This window comes from Agriterribacter sp., from assembly GCF_035444585.1.
Classification (GTDB): Bacteria; Bacteroidota; Bacteroidia; order Chitinophagales; family Chitinophagaceae; genus Agriterribacter.
In genome coordinates this window covers 1-19,174 of record NZ_DAOMOZ010000023.1, presented here as the reverse complement: position 1 = coordinate 19,174, position 19,174 = coordinate 1, and the positions used below count along the sequence as shown (strand labels likewise).

15 protein-coding genes are annotated in these 19,174 nt (G+C 44.1%); 6 read left to right on the top strand and 9 right to left on the bottom strand.

The window, feature by feature from the left end; translation table 11 throughout:
• The first annotated feature begins 142 nt into the window (after positions 1–142).
• The 6 genes from PLH26_RS04240 to mqnE all read left to right on the top strand — a co-directional run bounded on the left by PLH26_RS04240 (position 143) and on the right by mqnE (position 8,026).
• Positions 143–1,204: a Fic family protein gene (locus PLH26_RS04240; RefSeq protein ID WP_324584745.1), complete on the top strand. Its 1,062-nt coding sequence runs from the start codon at positions 143–145 to the stop codon at positions 1,202–1,204.
• Positions 1,205–1,230: 26 nt separating this feature from the next.
• Positions 1,231–4,542, top strand: a complete 3,312-nt coding sequence (locus PLH26_RS04235) for a DEAD/DEAH box helicase family protein (protein ID WP_324584744.1) — start codon at positions 1,231–1,233, stop codon at positions 4,540–4,542.
• 304 nt (positions 4,543–4,846) lie between these two features.
• Positions 4,847–5,185, top strand: coding sequence for a 2Fe-2S iron-sulfur cluster-binding protein (locus tag PLH26_RS04230; RefSeq protein WP_324584743.1), 339 nt, complete (start codon positions 4,847–4,849; stop codon positions 5,183–5,185).
• A gap of 68 nt (positions 5,186–5,253) precedes the next feature.
• On the top strand, positions 5,254–5,502 hold the full coding sequence (locus PLH26_RS04225; protein WP_324584742.1) for a hypothetical protein: 249 nt from the start codon (positions 5,254–5,256) through the stop codon (positions 5,500–5,502).
• Positions 5,503–5,619: 117 nt separating this feature from the next.
• Complete coding sequence (locus tag PLH26_RS04220) at positions 5,620–6,783, top strand: FG-GAP repeat domain-containing protein (protein WP_324584741.1); 1,164 nt, start codon at positions 5,620–5,622, stop codon at positions 6,781–6,783.
• 88 nt (positions 6,784–6,871) lie between these two features.
• Positions 6,872–8,026, top strand: coding sequence for an aminofutalosine synthase MqnE (mqnE, locus tag PLH26_RS04215; RefSeq protein WP_324584740.1), 1,155 nt, complete (start codon positions 6,872–6,874; stop codon positions 8,024–8,026).
• Between the two features lie 18 nt (positions 8,027–8,044).
• Here mqnE and PLH26_RS04210 read toward each other — a convergent pair whose 3' ends face one another.
• The 9 genes from PLH26_RS04210 to PLH26_RS04170 all read right to left on the bottom strand — a co-directional run.
• Entirely contained in the window at positions 8,045–8,758 is a 714-nt protein-coding gene (locus PLH26_RS04210; protein WP_324584739.1) for a head GIN domain-containing protein, read from the bottom strand.
• A gap of 547 nt (positions 8,759–9,305) precedes the next feature.
• Positions 9,306–10,238, bottom strand: coding sequence for a TIGR01777 family oxidoreductase (locus tag PLH26_RS04205; protein ID WP_324584738.1), 933 nt, complete (start codon positions 10,236–10,238; stop codon positions 9,306–9,308).
• Between the two features lie 184 nt (positions 10,239–10,422).
• Complete coding sequence (gene ftsZ, locus PLH26_RS04200; protein ID WP_324584737.1) at positions 10,423–12,249, bottom strand: cell division protein FtsZ; 1,827 nt, start codon at positions 12,247–12,249, stop codon at positions 10,423–10,425.
• A 146-nt stretch (positions 12,250–12,395) separates the two neighbouring features.
• A complete protein-coding gene (gene ftsA / locus PLH26_RS04195; protein ID WP_324584736.1) occupies positions 12,396–13,769 on the bottom strand; it encodes a cell division protein FtsA in 1,374 nt (457 codons plus the stop codon).
• A gap of 10 nt (positions 13,770–13,779) precedes the next feature.
• Complete coding sequence (locus tag PLH26_RS04190) at positions 13,780–14,619, bottom strand: cell division protein FtsQ/DivIB (protein ID WP_324584735.1); 840 nt, start codon at positions 14,617–14,619, stop codon at positions 13,780–13,782.
• A 113-nt stretch (positions 14,620–14,732) separates the two neighbouring features.
• Positions 14,733–16,121, bottom strand: coding sequence for a UDP-N-acetylmuramate--L-alanine ligase (gene murC / locus PLH26_RS04185; RefSeq protein ID WP_324584734.1), 1,389 nt, complete (start codon positions 16,119–16,121; stop codon positions 14,733–14,735).
• A gap of 10 nt (positions 16,122–16,131) precedes the next feature.
• Positions 16,132–17,220 carry an undecaprenyldiphospho-muramoylpentapeptide beta-N-acetylglucosaminyltransferase gene (gene murG, locus PLH26_RS04180; RefSeq protein ID WP_324584733.1) on the bottom strand — a complete coding sequence of 363 codons (1,089 nt, stop codon included), beginning with the start codon at positions 17,218–17,220 and terminating at the stop codon, positions 16,132–16,134.
• 14 nt (positions 17,221–17,234) lie between these two features.
• Positions 17,235–18,446, bottom strand: coding sequence for an FtsW/RodA/SpoVE family cell cycle protein (locus PLH26_RS04175; RefSeq protein WP_324584732.1), 1,212 nt, complete (start codon positions 18,444–18,446; stop codon positions 17,235–17,237).
• 106 nt (positions 18,447–18,552) lie between these two features.
• Positions 18,553–19,174: Mur ligase family protein (locus tag PLH26_RS04170; protein WP_324584731.1), on the bottom strand; the 622-nt coding region annotated here is incomplete at its 5' end.

Here is a 19,174-nt window from a genome sequence, read left to right as displayed (position 1 = left end):
ACCCGATATAAGCCAAAATAGCCTGTTTTTGCAATTATAAAATACAATATAAGTCAAAAAGATAAAAAAATGACTCATGTTTTTAGGATATAAGTCAAAAAAGTATATTTTTGACTTGTGTTATAAAAACACATGTCAAAATATGCCGGGATTGCTGCCCATACAGGCCGAACTGGAAAGCCCTAAAGTGCTCCGCAAGCTTACCGCCGCCCACAAGGCCCTGGCAGAGCTGAAGGGAGTGGTTACCAGTATGCCCAATGAAAATATTTTACTGGAAACCCTCACCCTGCGTGAAGCAAGGGAAAGTTCGGCTATTGAAAACATCATCAGCACTTTTCCCGAAGTATACCAGAGCAGCCTGTTGGGCAACCACTACATGAGCGCCGAAGCAAAAGAAGTGCATTCTTATGCAGAGGCGTTAAGGCAGGGTTTTACCCTGGTAAAAAAGCATGGTCTGCTCACCAATAAATTTATTTTGCAGGTGCATAAACTGGTGGAGCATAACGATGCAGGCTTTCGCCGGATGCCGGGCACTAAGCTGATGAACGATAAAACCGGGGCTGTTGTTTACACGCCGCCGCAGGATGCCCACGAAATTGTATCGTTGATGAACAACCTGGAACAGTTCATTAATAACGATGAAATGATAGACATAGACCCATTGGTAAAAATGGCCGTTATTCATCACCAGTTTGAAAGCATCCATCCTTTCTACGATGGCAATGGCCGCACCGGCAGGATCATTAATATTCTTTACCTGGTGCAAAAAAAGCTGCTGAACCTGCCGGTACTGTACCTGAGCCGTTATATCATTCATGCCAAACCGGAATATTACCGCCTGCTGCAGGCAGTAAGAGAAACCGGCCGGTGGGAAGAATGGATTTTGTACATGCTGCAGGGTGTGCAGCAAACAGCCGGAGAAGGCATTGTATTAATTAACGGGATCAGGAAACTGATGCAGCAATATAAGCAGGATATACGCAGCCGGCTGCCCAAACTATACAGCCAGGATTTGCTGAACAATTTGTTTAAATATCCCTACACCAAAATTGAATTTATTGAAAGAGACCTGCAGGTAAGCAGGAGTACGGCTATCCGTTACCTGGAAACGTTGGTAAAAGAGGGCATATTAAAAAAACAAAAAATAGGCAGAGATAATTTCTATCTCAATGAACCATTATTTAACTTACTAAGCGAAGGATAACCACTATGCCCACCAACTTTTCTTTCTTGCAACAGGAATTTGCGCCCCTGCTGGAAACAGCACGGGCAGCAGAGCAGCATGTACATACGGCGCCGATGTACAGCGCTATCCTGAGCAGGAAAAGTTTAGAGGAGTTTGTACGATGGATTTATGATAACGACAAAGACGTTAAGCTGCCTTATGATACTACGCTTAATTCATTGCTGCATGAGCAAACTTTCAAAGATGTGCTGCCTTCCACACTTTGGAATAATATCAATGTTTTAAGAAAGATCGGAAACAACGCTGCACATACCAGTGAAAGAACAGAGGCTAAAAAATCACTGGCATCAGTAAAGTATTTATTTGATTTCGCCTTATGGGTAGTTCGCATATACAGCCGCAGCCAAACGCCTGTTGCAAGGTTTGATGAAAGTATTGTTCCCCCGATAGCTGCCGGGGGCCACAAGGAAGACAGGAGCAAGGAAGAAATATCGAAGCTTGCCACACAGTTTGAGGAATCACAAAAGCAAATGCAAAGAGCCAATGAGGAATTGCTGCGCAATCAGCAACGGTTAGCAGCTTTACAACAGAAGCTCGATGCTGTTCACCTGATAAAAGAAGAGAACAGGCATGTAGTTGTTCCGGTATCTGTTGGTGAAAAAGAAACCAGGCTTATTTATATTGATGCATTACTGCGTGAAGCAGGCTGGGATCCCGGTGCAACTGGTGTAGCCGAATATGAAGTAAGCGGAATGCCCAATAACCAGGGCATTGGATATGCGGATTATGTATTATGGGGTGATGATGGAAAGCCTTTGGCAGTAGTGGAAGCAAAGAAAACATTGATAGACCCGCATGTGGGCCAGCACCAGGCAGAGTTGTATGCGGATTGTCTGGAAAAGAAATTCGGACAAAGGCCTGTTATCTTTTATACGAATGGATTTGATACGCATATTTGGGATGATGTATTTTATCCACCCCGCAAAGTATATGGATTTTATACAAAGAGTGAATTAGAACTGCAGATCAACCGGCGTGAAAGCAGGAAAAAATTATCTGAGCAATCCGTCAATAAAGAGATAGCCGGCCGGTATTACCAGGAGATTGCCATTAAAAGAGTAGCAGAATCATTGGAGAAGAGGGCCAGGGCTGTATTGCTGGTAATGGCTACCGGCAGCGGCAAAACAAGAACTGCTGCGGCGATCGTTGATTTACTAACGAAAGCAAACTGGGCCAAGAAAATATTATTTCTTGCCGACAGGAATGCGCTGGTTACACAAGCAAAGAATGCATTTAATCAATACCTGCCTAATCTTACGGCTATTGATTTAACCAGGGAAGAAGAAGATACCAGCAGCCGGATTGTTTTCAGCACCTATCCCACCATGATGAACCGGATAGATACCGCTAAAACCGAAGGGCATCGGTATTACGGTGTAGGACATTTTGATGTGGTGATCATAGATGAAGCGCACCGGAGCGTTTATGAAAAGTACCGGGCCATCTTTGAATATTTTGATGCGTTGCTGATTGGATTAACAGCAACCCCCAAAGCGGATGCCGACAGGGATACTTATGAATTGTTTGGCCTGGAGCCGCACAATCCCACGTATGCCTACGAATTGAATGAAGCGGTAAAAGACGAATACCTGGTTCCCCCGAGAGCTTTTCCGCTACCATTAAAATTTCCAAGACAGGGAATAAGATACGAGGATTTAACTGATGAAGAGAAAGCAGCATACGAACAGGAATTTTTAGACAGTTATGGATATGTACCCGATGAAGTAAGCAGCAGCGCCATAAACACCTGGTTGTTTAACAGGGATACGGTAAACAAAGTGCTGGATACACTAATGGAGCATGGGTTGAAAATTGAAGGGGGTGATAAGATCGGCAAGACGATCATATTCGCAAAGAATCACAGCCACGCAGAATTTATCCGGGATTGTTTCAATGCACGTTATCCTCAATATGCCGGCAAAGTGTTGCGCATCATAGATAATTATGAGAAATATGCCCAGAACCTGCTCAATCAATTTTCAGACCCGGCTAAAGATCTGCAAATTGCCGTTTCGGTAGATATGCTTGATACAGGCATTGATATTCCTGAAATATTGAATCTTGTTTTCTTTAAACCGGTTCGCAGCAAAGCCAAATTTTGGCAGATGATAGGAAGAGGCACCAGGTTATGTCCTGGTATTTTTGGGCCCGGCATTGATAAGACGCACTTTCTTGTATTTGATGTATGCGGCAACCTGGAATTTTTTAGTGCACAGATTGAAGAAGATGACGGTAAATCTTATGGCTCGCTGAGCCGGCAGATATTTAAGGATAAACTTCATATTGCTTTTTTATTACAGCGTAAGGATATTGAAGGCGGGAAAATTTTAAGAAATACTTTGCTGGATGAATTGCATAGTATAGTTGTTGCCATGAACCCTAAGGAAGATTTCAGGGTAAAAATGGAACACAGGTACGTGGAGAAGTATAAAGACAGGCAGCAATGGAATGGATTGGAGCAGCTTTCCGTTCTTGAAATTGAAAAACACCTCTCTCATTTGTACTTAGATGATTCCAGTGATGAAGCGGCAAGGCGCTTTGATTTGCTGATGCTGAAATTGCAGATTAATATACTTGAACAATTACCGGGGCAAACTTATTATCAGAAACAGGTACAATCACTGGTAACCGGACTGTTAAGAAAGATGACAATACCTGCAGTTAAGAAAGAAGAGCCTTTGATTGAGGCAATGGCTGCTGATGAATATTGGGAGGCACCTTCTGTTATAGCTTTACATGACCACCGGATCGCATTGAGAGACCTGGTTAAATTCATTGATAAAACAAGCAAGCCTGTACTTTATACCAACTTTGAGGATGAGTTCACTGCGAATATCGGAGAAGATGAATTTCCCCTTGGTGAAATAAACCTGGAGCCTTACCGGAAGCGAATTGAAAGATTTGTAAGAGAAAATCAAAGCCACATTACCATCCACCGGATTAAGAATAATAAACCAATCACTAAAAAAGAGCTTGATGGATTGGAAAAGATGATCCTTTCAATGGATGGAACTATGAGTAAAGAAGCATTGGAAAAAACGCTGGACGGGCAATCACTGGCCCAGTTTATCCGAAGCATAATCGGGTTGGATATTAATGCAGCTAAAGAAGCTTTCTCAGAATTCCTGGGCAATACAAAACTCACTGCAGACCAGCAAACATTTATCAACCGGCTGATTGATTTCTTATCTGTAAAAGGAACAATAGATAATAAAATGCTTTTCGATGTGCCCTTTACAGAAATCAATCATGAAGGTATCACCGGCGTATTTCCTGTTGAACAAGCCACAAAGTGATAAGCATTTTGGATAAGATCAATGCGAATGCCACTAACGTGATGTAGAGCGTTTTTTTTGGTGTTTCGGCTTTAAAGTTTGAACGGAGATTAAACATGCAGTAATTTTTTTCCCAGCCGGGTCTCTGCATTGTCCCAATATAGGACAGGCTGGCAGGACCCGGCGTAATACCGTGCCCGAAGTATGTATTCTGCGCGGCACATACTTTTACTAACTTTGCATCAGGATCAGTATGGCATAAAATCAGTATTGAATATTTGAAAAACCCTTCCCCAAAGGACATGCCTGCTGTAAATAGAATATAATGAATGGAGAAAGAAAGGTTATTTCGTTTGTTGTAACAGGGTTTGGAGAAGAATATACGGTACAAACCTATGAAAATGAATACCGGAACCTTATGGTGCTGCTGAATGATAAAATATATATGGAGGATTTTGGACAATGCGGCGGACAGGGCAGGTGCGCTACCTGCATGGTGGAGGTAACCGCACCGGATGACGGATTGTTGACCTTAGAACGGAATGAGCAGTCAACCATAGCAAAGAAAGGCGGGGTAGGACAAAATACCAGGCTATCCTGCCAGATCTTTATCAATGATGCCCTGAACGGAGCCGTCATCAACATCCCGGACGACCTGCTTTGATTCAGCTGCTGCGTGAATGAAAACTGATTACACAATTATTTACTGGTTGTACTAAAAATATAACAATCATGGATACACGAATAACGGTCAGCGACGAGCAATCTTTTTTTCAGATCCTGGAGCAACTGCATGCAGAACAGAAAAAGGTATCATTGTTATACGACAACAACGGACTAACCCGTTACGAAGGCATGATCGGTTCCATTGCAACCGGCTCATTGCAGCCCTTCCTGCTGATGCAGGACGGGTCGGAGATCGCGATCTCATCGGTAATAGCGGTAAACGGGATTTTTGCCCCTGATTATTCGGAATGCTGAACCCATTGAACCGTCATTGCTTTTTACGTTGGCCGTATTTGCCGTTTAAGCGTTTTAAATAATGAAGTGACCGTTAGCCCGCCATTTGTTTTAAAACAAAATCCATAACTTTAGAACATGCTTTTTGTTTTCTTTATACAATGGTGGCTGCCATTTGTTGGTCCGCCAACACCGCAGTTCCGGGAGCAGGTTATAGACAGTACTGTATCCATAGGATATGGCGTGGCGCTGGGTGATGTGGATGGCGACGGGAGTCCCGATATTATGCTTGCCGATAAAAAGCAGATCGTATGGTACCGCAACGGCGACTGGAAAAGAAGAGTGATAGCGGAAAACCTTACCGGGCATGACAATGTGTGCATTGCTGCTCAGGATATCAACGGCGATGGGAAAGTGGAAGTAGCTGTTGGCGCCCAGTGGAATCCTTCGGAAACAAGCAATGCAGAACAGTCGGGCGCAATATTTTATTTGAAAAGACCTGTTGATCCTCAACAATTGTGGGAACCTGTACGGTTGCCGCATGAGCCCACCACGCATCGCATGAAATGGGTAAAATCGGCAAGCGGGCAATACTACCTCGTTGTATTGCCGCTTCACGGGCGGGGGAATAAAGGGGGCGAAGGAGCCGGGGTTAAAATAATGGCTTATGAATATGCGGCTAATAAAAAAGGCGAATGGAAAACATATGTCTTAGATTCTGCAATGCACCTTACACATAATTTTGATTTTAAGCGGTCCGGTAATGAAAAGCAAAGCGGTTTATATGTAGCAGGAAAAGAAGGCGTTAGGTTTATAGCAACCGGCTTTCCCGAACAAACCACGGGCAAAGCGGAAATTTTAAAAGGTATAGAACAAGGTGCGGGTGAAGTGCGTGTGGGAAGCCTTGCGGCAGGCAAAGATTTTATTGCCACTATTGAGCCAATGCATGGCACAGCGGTGGTGGTATATCTGAAAAATGAAGGTGATGCAAAGCGGGTGGTGCTGGATGATGATGTAAAGGAAGGGCATGCACTGGCTGTTGCTGATTTTTTGGGCGTTGGAAGCGACCAGGTAGTAGCCGGGTGGCGATCGCCGGATAAAGAAGGAAAAGTAGGCGTGAAGCTGTATGTGAAAACGGGTGCCGGCGGTATGCAATGGCAATCGTACTGGATAGACAATAATGGAATGGCTTGTGAAGATATACAGGTTATGGATTTGAACGGCGATGGCAAGCCGGATATTGTTGCTTCAGGAAGAGCTACCAAAAATCTTAAAATATACTGGAATACATCAGGTCAATAACTCTTGCGTATTGTATGATCCCGCTGCATAAGCACAACTCACTTTTCGCCGTATCTTTGCCCTTCTCATCATAAAGGATCATTGTATTATGAACAGACATTTGTCGGCAGAAAGATTTCTTCATCAGCCGGGCCTTTTACCGGAGTTGCGTGTAGCAGGCGAAAAAATATTAAATCAGGAAAGGCTATCAGAAGAAGACGGGCTTGTGCTTTTTGAAAAGGGCGGTTTGTCTTTTGTTGGTGCCTTTGCCAACCTCGTAAGAGAAAGACTGCATGGCGATAATACGTACTTCAACCGCAATTTCCATATTGAGCCCACCAATGTATGTGTATTCAGTTGTAAATTTTGTTCTTACAGCCGTTTATATGCGCACCGCGAAGAAGGCTGGGAACTGAGTGCTGGGCAGATGATGGATATCGTACGCAGCTATGATGACAAGCCGGTTACGGAAGTGCATATTGTGGGTGGTGTTCATCCAAAAATGAACCTGCATTTTTTTGCAGACCTTATGCGGCAGATCAAGGCGCATCGTCCGGGGCTGCATATTAAAGGGTTTACACCTGTTGAACTGGATTACATGATCCGCAAGGCAAAGCTTTCGGTTGAAGAGGGGATGCAGCTACTGCATGAAGCGGGTTTGGATTCTTTGCCGGGTGGCGGGGCAGAAATTTTTCATCCCGAGATCCGGCAGCAAATATGCGACGATAAAGTAGATGCGGAAGGCTGGTTACGCATCCACGAAGTGGCTCACGCACTTGGTATGCACAGCAACGCTACTATGCTGTATGGCCATATTGAAAAATACTGGCACCGCATTGATCATATGAAAAGGCTGCGCGACCTGCAGGATAAAACAGGTGGGTTCAATACATTTATTCCTTTAAAATTCCGTAATCGCAATAATGAAATGAGCGATGTACCGGAGTCATCTGTAGTTGAAGATATGAAGATGTACGCTGTGGCACGTTTGTTCATGGATAACTTCCCGCACCTGAAAGCCTATTGGCCTATGCTTGGAAGACAAAATGCACAACTCACCCTTTCGTTTGGCGTAAATGATATGGACGGCACCATTGATGATACCACAAAGATTTATGCCATGGCCGGAAGTGAAGAGCAAAATCCCGCAATGAATACCAATGAACTGGTAGCTCTTATAAAGCAGGTAAAACGCAGGCCGATAGAAAGGGATACTTTATATCATGTGGTTAAAGATTACGATATGGAACCGGCAACCCTGTAACCTGCAACCCTGCAATCTTTAATCTATCGCTTTTACCGTTCCACTACCATGAATTTTTGAAGAAACAGAGGCGCCTCCTTTATAAGCAATATCGCCGCTGCCATTAATCGTGGCATCAAGTTTTACGCTGGCGAATACCCTGATGCTTCCGCTGCCCAGGGTTCTTACGGTGGCATTTTCGGACTTTAGTCCGGAGGCATCAATTTCACCGCTGCCGGTGGTGCTGCATTTAATGTGTTTGGTACTACCCCTAAGATCAATATCTCCAGAACCAGTTATTGATGCTTCCACTGCAGGAGCATCCAGTTCAAGGTTTACATCACCAGACCCGGTTACTTCAACTTTTATCTTTTCATCGCCCAGGAATTTGTTCTCTCCCGTAATATCTCCTGATCCGGTAACTTCAATCTCGTCCAGTTCAGGAACGGTTACGTTTACTACTAAGTCTTCACGGGTATTGATGTTAATGCCATCCCTGTATTTTACGATTAATTTGCCATCGTTTACATAGGTCTCCAGATACGGAAGAATATTCTCTTCTCCTTCAACTGTTACGGCATGATCTGCCCCTTTTATGAGACGTACGTTCATGGAGCCCCGGAGTTGAACGCCCCTGAAACTACTAACTGTTCTTGACTCGGTGATGGCATTGCCATTTCCCCGAACCGTTTCGCGATAGTTACAGGAAATAAAAAAAGCAAAGGCTGTAAGCAGCAGGAATGTATTTTTCATGTAAAAGGGCTTTTTGCAGACAAACCTAATATAAATCTGTTAGAACAGGAAGCAATTTACAGATGAATGAAAGCCGAAAGGGGCTGTCGGCTATGGCCGTGGACTATCGGCTTTCAGCGATGCAACCTGATACCCTGAAAGTACCAGGAACCAAAAGGCAAGAGCCAAATAAATTTCAAATCTGAAATCCGAATCCATAAGCTCGAAATCCAAAGGTAAATGCAATATCAAATCAAAAATCTGAATGATCTAACCATAGCGATAAACTGCAAATAATGAATGATATGCCAGCATTTAAATGAATTTTCCCTGAAACCTGCAGTAAAGGTAGAGGGTATAAGGTGTAGGGTAGAGGGTAGAGCTGTCTATCAGATACAAGCAATTGGCTATCTGCTATTAATGAACTCTATTGGGAAACCAATACCTGTCATCAGCCCAAAACCCAAAACCTAAACTTCCTAAATTCGAAAAGGTTGTTGGCTACGCGATCAGCACCCTGAAACCTGTGACCTGAAACCTGAAACCTCATACCTGATACCTCATACCTTCACGCCAAATCGTTCAATGCGGCTTCAACGGAGGGAAATATAAATTGAAATCCGGTTGCACGGATTTTATCATCGTTCAGGGTAATGCTTTTAACCAGTTCAGTACTCATTTCACCGAGCATCCATTTTAATATAAAATGCGGAACATATGCTGTAATATAAAACGATCCTTTCATTTTTTGCGCCAGTTCAATAACCAGCGTTTTGTTGTCAACAGGTTTGGGAGCAGCGGCATTGTAAGCGCCATTCATCTCCTCGTTTTCTATAGCGTGGATATACATACGGCATATATCATCAATGTGTATCCAGCTTTGCATTTGTTTGCCGTTGCCCAATATGGTTGCTATCCCAAAGCCAACAGGCCGTGCAAATGATTTTAGTGCCCCGCCCTTCATGCTAAGCACCAGGCCGGTTCTGATTTTAACCAGTCTTTTTCCTATTGCTGTTACCGGTTCAATGCTTTCCTCCCATGCTTTACAGGTTTGTCCCATAAACCCGGGTGCGGCAGTCATATCTTCTGTAAAGGACTTGTGCTGCCTTTGTAACCGGCTGTCGTCGCCATACCAGCCCATGGCAGAAGCATTGATAACGGCTTTTACCTTGTTGGCATTTTCCTTTAACGCGTTTACAATGAGTTGTGCGCTTTTTATCCTGCTTTCAGCAATTTCAATTTTTCTTTTGGCTGTCCATCGCTTATCTGCAATTCCTGCCCCTGCAAGGTTGATAATATAATCAGACTGCTGCACAGCTTTTGTGTCTATAACTGCTTCGGCAGGATTCCATATGGCGTAGGAGGGATTTGAGGTATCGTCTTCGTTTTGTTTCTTTTCGTTCCGGGTGAGAACAATAACCCGGTATCCTTTTTCAATAAGCAATCCGGTAAGTCTGCTGCCTATTAAGCGTGTTCCGCCTGTTATAAGTACTGTTGCCATTATGACTGGTAAAAGTAAGCAATGTTAACCTATAAAAAAGAGACGGCAGGTATAAGGCCCTGGCGTCTCTTATAAATATATTGCTGTGAAAATGTGTTTTTTTGTAGGGCTAAAGCTATTCGGGTTTTGTCTTTTACTTTCTCACCATTCACTATTGACTACTCACCATTGACTACTCACCATATCAGTCCGGCTTTTCTCCATCTAAAAACGTGTTGATGGTGCTTATTTGTGTTTTATCGTTTTCATCTGTTTTAACCGTGTAGTTGTTGTAAAATTTCTCAACCGAGGCCAGGGCATCCTTTAAATGAAAATTGCGGCGAACATAAGCCGGCACAGTTTCAAACTCATTGTTTGAATCGGCAGCATTAACATTGTACGACAAGTTGCGCAACTTGTTTAAACGTTCTGCTGCACGACGCTTTTGATCTTCCGCCTCGTCCTGCATTGCAGGTTCCTCGGCAGAATAGCTTTCGCTTTGAGTTGAGCGTGCCACGGACTCGTTCGCCGCATTGGGATCTTTAATCACCATTTGCATTTCATTTACCTTCCCGTCGGTTGATGCATTACTTTGCAAAGGCGATGGCTCTTCAACAGGGTTATTAGTTTTGGATTGTAAATGATCAGGTTCCTCAGCATAGATGTTGGATGGCTTTGATAAATAACCACCTGACGTCGGGGTGGTGCTAGCTTCTTTATTAAATATAGTTTTATTATCAACTGGTGAAATAACCGGTTCAGTGCCTGCAGGCAGATGTTCAGTGTTGGTTTCAATGGTTTTGGAAGATAATGAAGGTAATGAAGTTATTGACAAGTTCAATATTTCTTTCTCCTCATTTTTTACTTTTTCGACGGATGGAGAAACGGTGCTTATGCTCATGAAATGCTTTGTTTCAGCTACTTCCACTATCTGTGGCGCCATGGGATCTGTTATTGTTTCCACCACGGGAGCCACCTGTGGCGCCGGTTCATTTCCGTTAAGGGTAAGCATGATCTTTTCTTCGTTTTGCTGCTCCTTTTTTTCAACCGGGTCATGGGTAACTGCTTTGTTTTCAAATCCTGTGGCAATCAATGTGATACCTATTTTGTTGCCCAGTGAGTTATCGTATCCTAATCCCATAATTACATTGGTATGCTCACCCGCCTGGCTTAGGAGGTAGTTTTGTATCGTATCTACCTCATCCATTGTAAACTCCGTATCACCTTCGGCCGAATTAATGTTGATCAGTATCCATTTGGCGCCACTGATGTCATTGTCATTCAGCAGCGGTGAATTGATGGCATCCTGGATCGCTTTTTGCGCGCGGTTTTCACCATCGGCTGTGGCGCTGCCCAGTATGGCCACACCACCATCACGCATAACCGTACAAACGTCGGCAAAGTCAACGTTGATCTGTCCGGTTGTATTAATCACATCCGTAATACATTTCGCAGCAGTAGCCAGCACGTTGTCTGCTTTTGAAAAAGCGGCCCGCATAGTAAGATTGCCATACTGGTGGCGCATTTTATCATTGCTGATCACCAGCAGGGTATCTACATAATCTTTTAGTTTTGCTATACCTTCCTCTGCCTGGGCAAACCGCTTTTTACCTTCATAGGCAAAAGGCGTGGTAACTATTCCAACGGTAAGTATGTTTAAGTCCTTACATATTTTAGCCAGTATAGGAGCGCCGCCGGTGCCCGTGCCGCCACCCATGCCCGCGGTAATAAATGCCATCTTGGTATTCACTTCTAATATGCGTCTTATTTCTTCTAAGCTTTCTTCGGTTGCCTGCCTTCCAATATCAGGATTGGCGCCTGCCCCAAGCCCCTGTGTGAGCGTGGGTCCCAGTTGCACTTTATTAGGCACCTTGCTTAGGGCCAGCGCCTGTGCATCTGTATTGCAGATAATAAAATTTACGCCTTCAATGTCCTGGCTGAACATATGGTTCACTGCGTTGCTTCCGCCGCCTCCAACGCCAATTACTTTAATGATGGAGGATTGCTCTTTAGGCAAATCAAAGTGTATCATAATAACGGTTAATTTAATCTTATCAGTGCTATACTAAATAAGAGATGTGAAATAATGGATAGTTCGTATTTTGAAATTCTATTTTAATGGTATTGTTCTTTAAGGTGAAGCTTTGCTCCTTTGCAGGATCGCCCATCACCGCATCGTTATTTCAGTTGTTCGTCGCCTTCTTCTTTAAACAATTCTATCAATCCGCCTTTAATGGAATCCATAAATTCCTTCAGGCTTTTGGTACGTTTTTTTGTTTTTTCAGCACCAATGCCTCTTTCCTTTTTCTTTGTTTTACGGGTTTCATGTTCCTCCTTTTTTTCTTCCTTTGGGATAAGCGTGGTATATTTTTCCCTGTCTATTGAGTTTTCATACACATTATATCCTTTCAATATTAGCCCGATACAGGTGGCATACATGGGCCGCGTAAGCTCTTCAATATGTCCGGAGGCCAGGTGCTCATTAGGAAATCCTATGCGTGCATCAAGCCCGGTTGTATACTCGGCAAGCTGGATCAGGTGTTTAAGCTGTGAGCCGCCGCCGGTAAGAATGATACCTCCATTAAGCATTTTATTTTCGAGCCCTACCTGTTTCAGATGATAGGTAACAAAGTCTAATATTTCACTCATCCTGGCCTGTATGATACCGGCAAGGTTTTTTACGCTGATCTCCTTTGGCGTCATGCCGCGCAACCCCGGAATAGTAATGTAAGCGTTGCTTTTGGCCTCGTCTGTCAATGCGCTCCCAAACTGCACTTTCATTTGCTCGGCCTGTGTTTTTAAAACACCCAGGCCGGTCTTAATATCATTGGTAATATTTTCACCACCAAAAGGAATAACGGCAGTATGTTTTAAAATGCCTTCATAAAACACCGCAAGATCTGTTGTGCCGCCACCTATATCCACGATCACTACACCTGCTTCCAGGTCCTGCTCACACATTACGGCAGCAGCCGATGCCAGGGGCTGTAATACAAGGTCTTTTACGGTGAGCGCCGATTTCTCAACGCTCCTGTTGATATTGCGGATAGCGTTCCGGTCGCCGGTAATAATATGAAAGTTGGCGCCCACTTTAACACCGCTATAGCCTATAGGATTAGTGATATTCTGAAAGTTATCAACGGTAAATTCCTGTGGTATCACATCAATGATCTGGTCGCCGGCAGGAATATAGGTTTTGTACTGGTTATAGATCAACTGGTCAATTTCGCTCTGTGCAATTTCCTCATCCGTATTTTGCCGTACAATATCGCCTCTTGTTTGCAAACTCTTAATATGATGGCCGGCGATACCTACATACACTTCACTGATCTCGAGGTTGGGATTGGAAGCATAGCAGTTTTCCAGAGCAGATTGTATGGCTTTAATGGTTTGATCAATGTTCAATACCATGCCATGTTGCACGCCGTTGCTGTTGGCCCTTCCGAAACCTAATATTTCTAATTTGCCGTACTCGTTTTTTCGCCCTGCTATGGCGGCGATCTTGGTAGTTCCGATATCCAGTCCTACAATAATGGGTTGTTCAGTGTTCATGGTGGTTGGTTTATTGCTTTGTGTAACTGTTGGTATTGTTTGATTGATTTCTAATGATAATATTTCGTGTGGTATCCCTCCGTGTAGCTACCACCTGTCCTTTGTATTGCACGTTAATGGCAGAATAAGCATTCCATCCTGCTTTTGCCAGCACTTCTTTATAAAATATATACAGCTTCCTGAATTTTGACTCCAGGTTATACCCGTTTCCCAGTATAATGGTATGCTCCCCGATTTGCGGCGACAGCTCAAATTCCTTTTTAGCTGTATAATCCACCTGCTCTATTTGTGCCATCCAAAACGGATCAGATCTTATAAATTCGCTGATCGCCCTCACCTGCAGCAGCAATACGCTGTCTGCCCTGTTCCATTTTGTTTTGTCTAAAGGGCAGTTCGTAAAAACCGGTACCACTGCCGAAAATTTGCTGCTCAGCGGCAGGCGAACAAGCTCTTTGTCTATATAATAGCTTTTGCCGCCTGTTGTAAAGATCCTTGCCAACGGCTCCCTTTCTTTTATTCTCACCTGCAGTACTTCGTTGTTATCAAAGAACAATTCAGCATCTTTTATCCAAACATTGCCTTCGAGGGTTTGCTCCATCTTCAGCAGGTTAAATTCGGCCAGCGCCCTGCCTTTAATATCGGGCATCATATATGTCAGCATCCCTCTTATATCATTCTTATCAGCGAAAAGATTGTTTTCTATATCGGTGATCTCTATCTCTACTCCTTTGCATATTTTATCGTCCCTCTTGCGTATAGCGGCGATCAGCAGCACCAGCAGCGCTACTCCTGCCGCTACCCACAAGGCAGCAGCCATGAACCTCCATATTTTTCTTTTGCTTAACCGCATATTTATTAAACGATGTTTGAACTTACTACTTACCCGTCCGAACGGTGTTCAGCCGGGCGGGCACTCACCACTCACCACTCACTACTCACTACTCACCACTCACTACTCACTATTCACCACTTACCTCCTTCCAGTATCCCCTTTACAGCCTGAACCATCTGATCAATATCTCCCGCCCCGGATGTAATTAAAACACCGGGTTTGTTTTTGTCATAGTGTTTTCTTATCCAGTTCAGCGTTTCTTCTTTATTCATCAGGTGCTTGTATTCATTTTTCATTTTGTCAAGTATCAGCCTGCTGGTTACTCCTTCTACCGGTAATTCCCTTGCCGGGTAAACCGGTAACAATATCACTTCATCTGCCATGTCTAAGCTTGCCGCAAATGCTTCTGCCAGGTCTCTGGTGCGACTGAACAAATGCGGTTGAAAAACCACTGTGCATTTTTTATCTGCGAACAACAGTTTCACACCTTTGATCAAAGCTTCCAGTTCTGCCGGGTGGTGCGCATAATCATCAATATATACCGTTGCTTTTTTACCGGCAGGAGGGATGATGTATTCAAATCTCCTTTTTACTCCTTTAAAAGCTGCTACGGCCGCTTTTATTTTTTCATCTTCAATATGCAGTTGCTTTGCAATGGCAATGGCTGCAACAGCATTTTCAATATTATGCAGGCCGCCCATATTCAGTTCTATATCCTTCAACCACCTGTCGTTTATATACGCATCGAATGTATAGCCGCCTTCCCTGTTAGCAATGTTCGCTGCATATGCATTGGCGTTATTGTTTTGCAGGCTGTACGTTAAATGATGATCTGCTTTCAGGTCATTTTCTTTTGCAAGCCCGTACTTGCTCAATAAGGTTCCTCCTTTTTTTACTTTGCCGGCAAAATCTACAAAGGCCTGTTGCATTTTATCTTCGGTACCATATATATCCAGGTGGTCGGCATCCATTGCACTGATAGCAGCAATATCGGGCTGGAGCTTTAAAAAGCTTCTGTCGTATTCATCCGCTTCCACCACGCACACATTTCTTTCGCTGCTCCAGAAATTGCTGTTATAATTGGCTGCTATACCACCCAAAAAGGCATTACACCCATAACCCGAATGGCGGAGCAGGTGCGCCGTCATAGTAGTGATGGTTGTTTTGCCATGTGTTCCTGCAATGCATATATTAAAAGAACTTTTGGTGATCTCACCCAGCACATCGCTTCGCTTTAAAACAGGGTAGCCGTTTTGCCGGTAATACAACAACCCTTTGTGTTCCTTCGGAACAGCGGGCGTATATACTATTATATCTGCTCCTTTAGCTATGTACTTTTCATCATCTTCATAGTATACCGGTATTCCTTCCTGTACCAGTTGTTTTGAGAGCACGGTTTCCGTTTTATCGTAACCGCTTACTTTTTTCCCCTTTGCTTTAAAATACCTTGCCAATGCGCTCATGCCAATACCTCCGATACCTATAAAATAAACTTCCTTTATGTTGTTGATCTCTTTCATTCATTTCGGGTCAGATTGCTTCCAGCACTTCTTTTGCGATCACATCATCTGCGTTGGTTACAGCCAGCGCGGCAATATTGCTTTTCAATTGCTCCTGTTCCGCATCATTTAAAGCCAGTGCCATTGCCTTTGCTGCTAAAACAGTTTTTGCTTCACTGTCTTTAACAACCAGTGCGGCCTGCTTTTTTGCCAGGCGATCAGCATTTGCCGTTTGATGATCTTCGGCTGCAAACGGAAAGGGCACAAATATCACCGCCTGTTTTGCCACACACAATTCGGCAACCGACATGGCTCCCGACCTGGATATCACTACATCAGCAGCGGCAAAGGCGTTTTCCATCCGGTTTATGAAATCATTGGTCCATATATTTTCTTTTCCGCGGGCCAACTGCCGGGCCTGCTCCGTAAAAAGTTTTCCTGTTTGCCAGATCAACTGCAGGTTGCTTTTTTCAAAATCTGCTATATGGGCGGCAATGGCTTCGTTAATGGATCTCGCGCCAAGACTTCCGCCGGTTACCAGGATCGTTTTCTTTCCGGGGTTCAATCCAAAAGAAAGGAGGGCTTCCTCTCTGCTGATGCTGCTGTTCACGATCGCTTCCCTTACAGGATTGCCGGTAACCCGTATTTTTTCGGCCGGGAAAAATTTTTCCATCCCGTCGCTGCCTGTGAAAATCCTGGTTGCTCTTTTACCCAGCAGGATATTTGTTTTTCCTGCGAACGAATTGGCCTCATGAATGAAAGTGGCAATCCTCTTTTGCTGTGCATAACGCAGCACAGGGAAGCTGGAGTAGCCGCCAACCCCGATCACCCCATCGGGTTTAAACTCGTTCACGATCTTTCGCACCTGCAAAAAGCTTTTGATGAGCTTAAAAGGCAATCCAATATTTTTGATCAAAGAACTACGGTTGAAGCCTGCTATATCCAAACCCTTAATGGCATAGCCGGCCTGTGGCACTTTTTCCATTTCCATTTTTCCTTTCGCTCCTGCAAACAGTATCTCTGTCGTGTTGTCCTTTCTTTTTAATGCATTGGCAATGGCTATCGCCGGGAAAATATGACCACCTGTTCCTCCTCCTGCTATAATTATTTTTTTTGCCAATGCCTTTTATTTATTTATGGTTCATTGTTTGATCGTGTTCCGGCTACCTGTGCTTTCCCTTCCAGCTTTTCGGCGTTCCTTGCCACGCTTAATATAATGCCTATGGACATGCAGGTAAATAAAAAGCTGCTCCCGCCCATGCTCACCAGCGGCAGAGGTACCCCCGTAACCGGGAACAGGTTTACGTTTACCGCCATATTAACCAGCGCCTGTATGACCAGCGTAAAGCTCAGTGCCAAAGCCAGGAACGCGCCAAAAGCGAATGGGCATTTTTTGAAAATGCGTATGCTCCTGAACAGGAACAGCAGGTACATGAACAGTATCAGCACTCCACCCACTAACCCGTATTCCTCAATAATGATGGCATATATAAAATCACTGTAGGGGTGTGGTAAAAAATTGCGCTGCTCACTATTGCCCGGACCAAGTCCGAACCAGCCCCCTTTGGCAATGGCTATTTTGGCCTGTTGTACCTGGTAGGCAGTCTCTATTTTATCGGCATAGGCAAAATCCTGTATGCGTTTTATCCATGTGGGGATACGGCCAACGCTCAATACGGCCGGCAGCTCTTTTGACTGGTGATCTGCTTTGTCGTAATACGCAAAAGCAATACTTACCAAAAAGATCAATGGTATCAGTGCAATGCCTATGGTTGCCGCTATGTGCCTGAGGTTTACCCTGCCAATGAACATCAGCAGCAGGCTGGTAGCGCCGATCAATAAAGCGGTTGATAAATTGGCCGGCGCGATTAGAGCACAGATGATGCCCACGGGTATGATAAGCGGAAGGAACCCCTGCTTAAAGTCTTTAATATCTTTTTGTGAACGGCTGAGCTGCCGCGACAGGTACATGAACAATGCCAGCCGGGCAAGGTCGGATGTTTGAAAAGTAAGGTTAACGATAGGCAGCTTGATCCAGCGGGTGCCTTCATTGATTTCGGCACCAAAAAAAAGCGTATAGATCAGTAACGGTATGGAAATTATAAACAGGATCAGTGCAGCACGGGAATACAATGTATAATTGATCCGGTGCGCAAAGTAAATGATCATAAAGCCGATAGCAGTAAATGCGAACTGCTTGAACAGGTATGATTCGGCACTTTTAGACAGGCGGTAAGCAAGCGTGCCTGTACTGCTGTAAATGACCAGCAGGCTGAGCAGGGTGAGCAGTATTACCGCTACCCAAATCACCTTATCGCCCCTCGTTTTATTTAATAATGCCTGCATAAATTAATTTCAAATTTCAAATTTGTGATTTGAGATTATTCTGCCATCCAAAAAATACTGACCAGTCCCTCTCAACTATAAACCATAAATCACAAACCATAAACTTTTACAACTCTCTTACCGCCTCTTTGAACTGCCTTCCCCTGTCTTCATAGTTTTTAAACAGGTCAAAGCTTGAGCATGCCGGACTAAGCAGCACCACATCGCCTTTATTGGCCAAATGGAAAGCGGCATGAACAGCCTCTTTTGCGCCTGACGTATTTACCATCACTTCCACATCCTTACCGAACGCCTCATGGATTTTCCGGTTATCAACACCCATGCACACAATGGCTTTTACCTTTTCTTTTACCAGTTCAAGGATGGTGCTGTAGTCGTTGCCTTTATCAATTCCGCCCAATATCAGCACTACCGGACGTTCCATGGTTTCCAGCGCATACCAGGTGCTGTTAACGTTGGTGGCTTTGCTGTCGTTGATAAATTCAACGCCCCGAACGGTGAGCACTTTTTCCATGCGGTGTTCAAGGCTTTCAAAATTTTCAACGGCTGCACGGATTTTTTCTTTTCTTATGCCAATGGTCATTCCCGCCAGCCCTGCCGCCATGGTATTGTACTGGTTATGTTTCCCCTTTACGGCAAAGTCGAGCACACTCATGACAAATTCTTCTTCGTTGAAATGCATTATCATATTGTTTTCGCTCACATAAGCTCCTTTTGGTAGTTCGTAT

Coding starts and splice junctions, on each gene's coding strand:
- PLH26_RS04240 (WP_324584745.1), top strand. CDS start 143: ATGCCGGGATTGCTGCCCATACAGGCCGAACTGGAAAGCCCTAAAGTG.
- PLH26_RS04230 (WP_324584743.1), top strand. CDS start 4,847: ATGAATGGAGAAAGAAAGGTTATTTCGTTTGTTGTAACAGGGTTTGGA.
- PLH26_RS04225 (WP_324584742.1), top strand. CDS start 5,254: ATGGATACACGAATAACGGTCAGCGACGAGCAATCTTTTTTTCAGATC.
- PLH26_RS04220 (WP_324584741.1), top strand. CDS start 5,620: ATGCTTTTTGTTTTCTTTATACAATGGTGGCTGCCATTTGTTGGTCCG.
- mqnE (WP_324584740.1), top strand. CDS start 6,872: ATGAACAGACATTTGTCGGCAGAAAGATTTCTTCATCAGCCGGGCCTT.
- PLH26_RS04210 (WP_324584739.1), bottom strand. CDS start 8,758: ATGAAAAATACATTCCTGCTGCTTACAGCCTTTGCTTTTTTTATTTCC.
- PLH26_RS04205 (WP_324584738.1), bottom strand. CDS start 10,238: ATGGCAACAGTACTTATAACAGGCGGAACACGCTTAATAGGCAGCAGA.
- ftsZ (WP_324584737.1), bottom strand. CDS start 12,249: ATGATACACTTTGATTTGCCTAAAGAGCAATCCTCCATCATTAAAGTA.
- ftsA (WP_324584736.1), bottom strand. CDS start 13,769: ATGAACACTGAACAACCCATTATTGTAGGACTGGATATCGGAACTACC.
- PLH26_RS04190 (WP_324584735.1), bottom strand. CDS start 14,619: ATGCGGTTAAGCAAAAGAAAAATATGGAGGTTCATGGCTGCTGCCTTG.
- murC (WP_324584734.1), bottom strand. CDS start 16,121: ATGAAAGAGATCAACAACATAAAGGAAGTTTATTTTATAGGTATCGGA.
- PLH26_RS04175 (WP_324584732.1), bottom strand. CDS start 18,446: ATGCAGGCATTATTAAATAAAACGAGGGGCGATAAGGTGATTTGGGTA.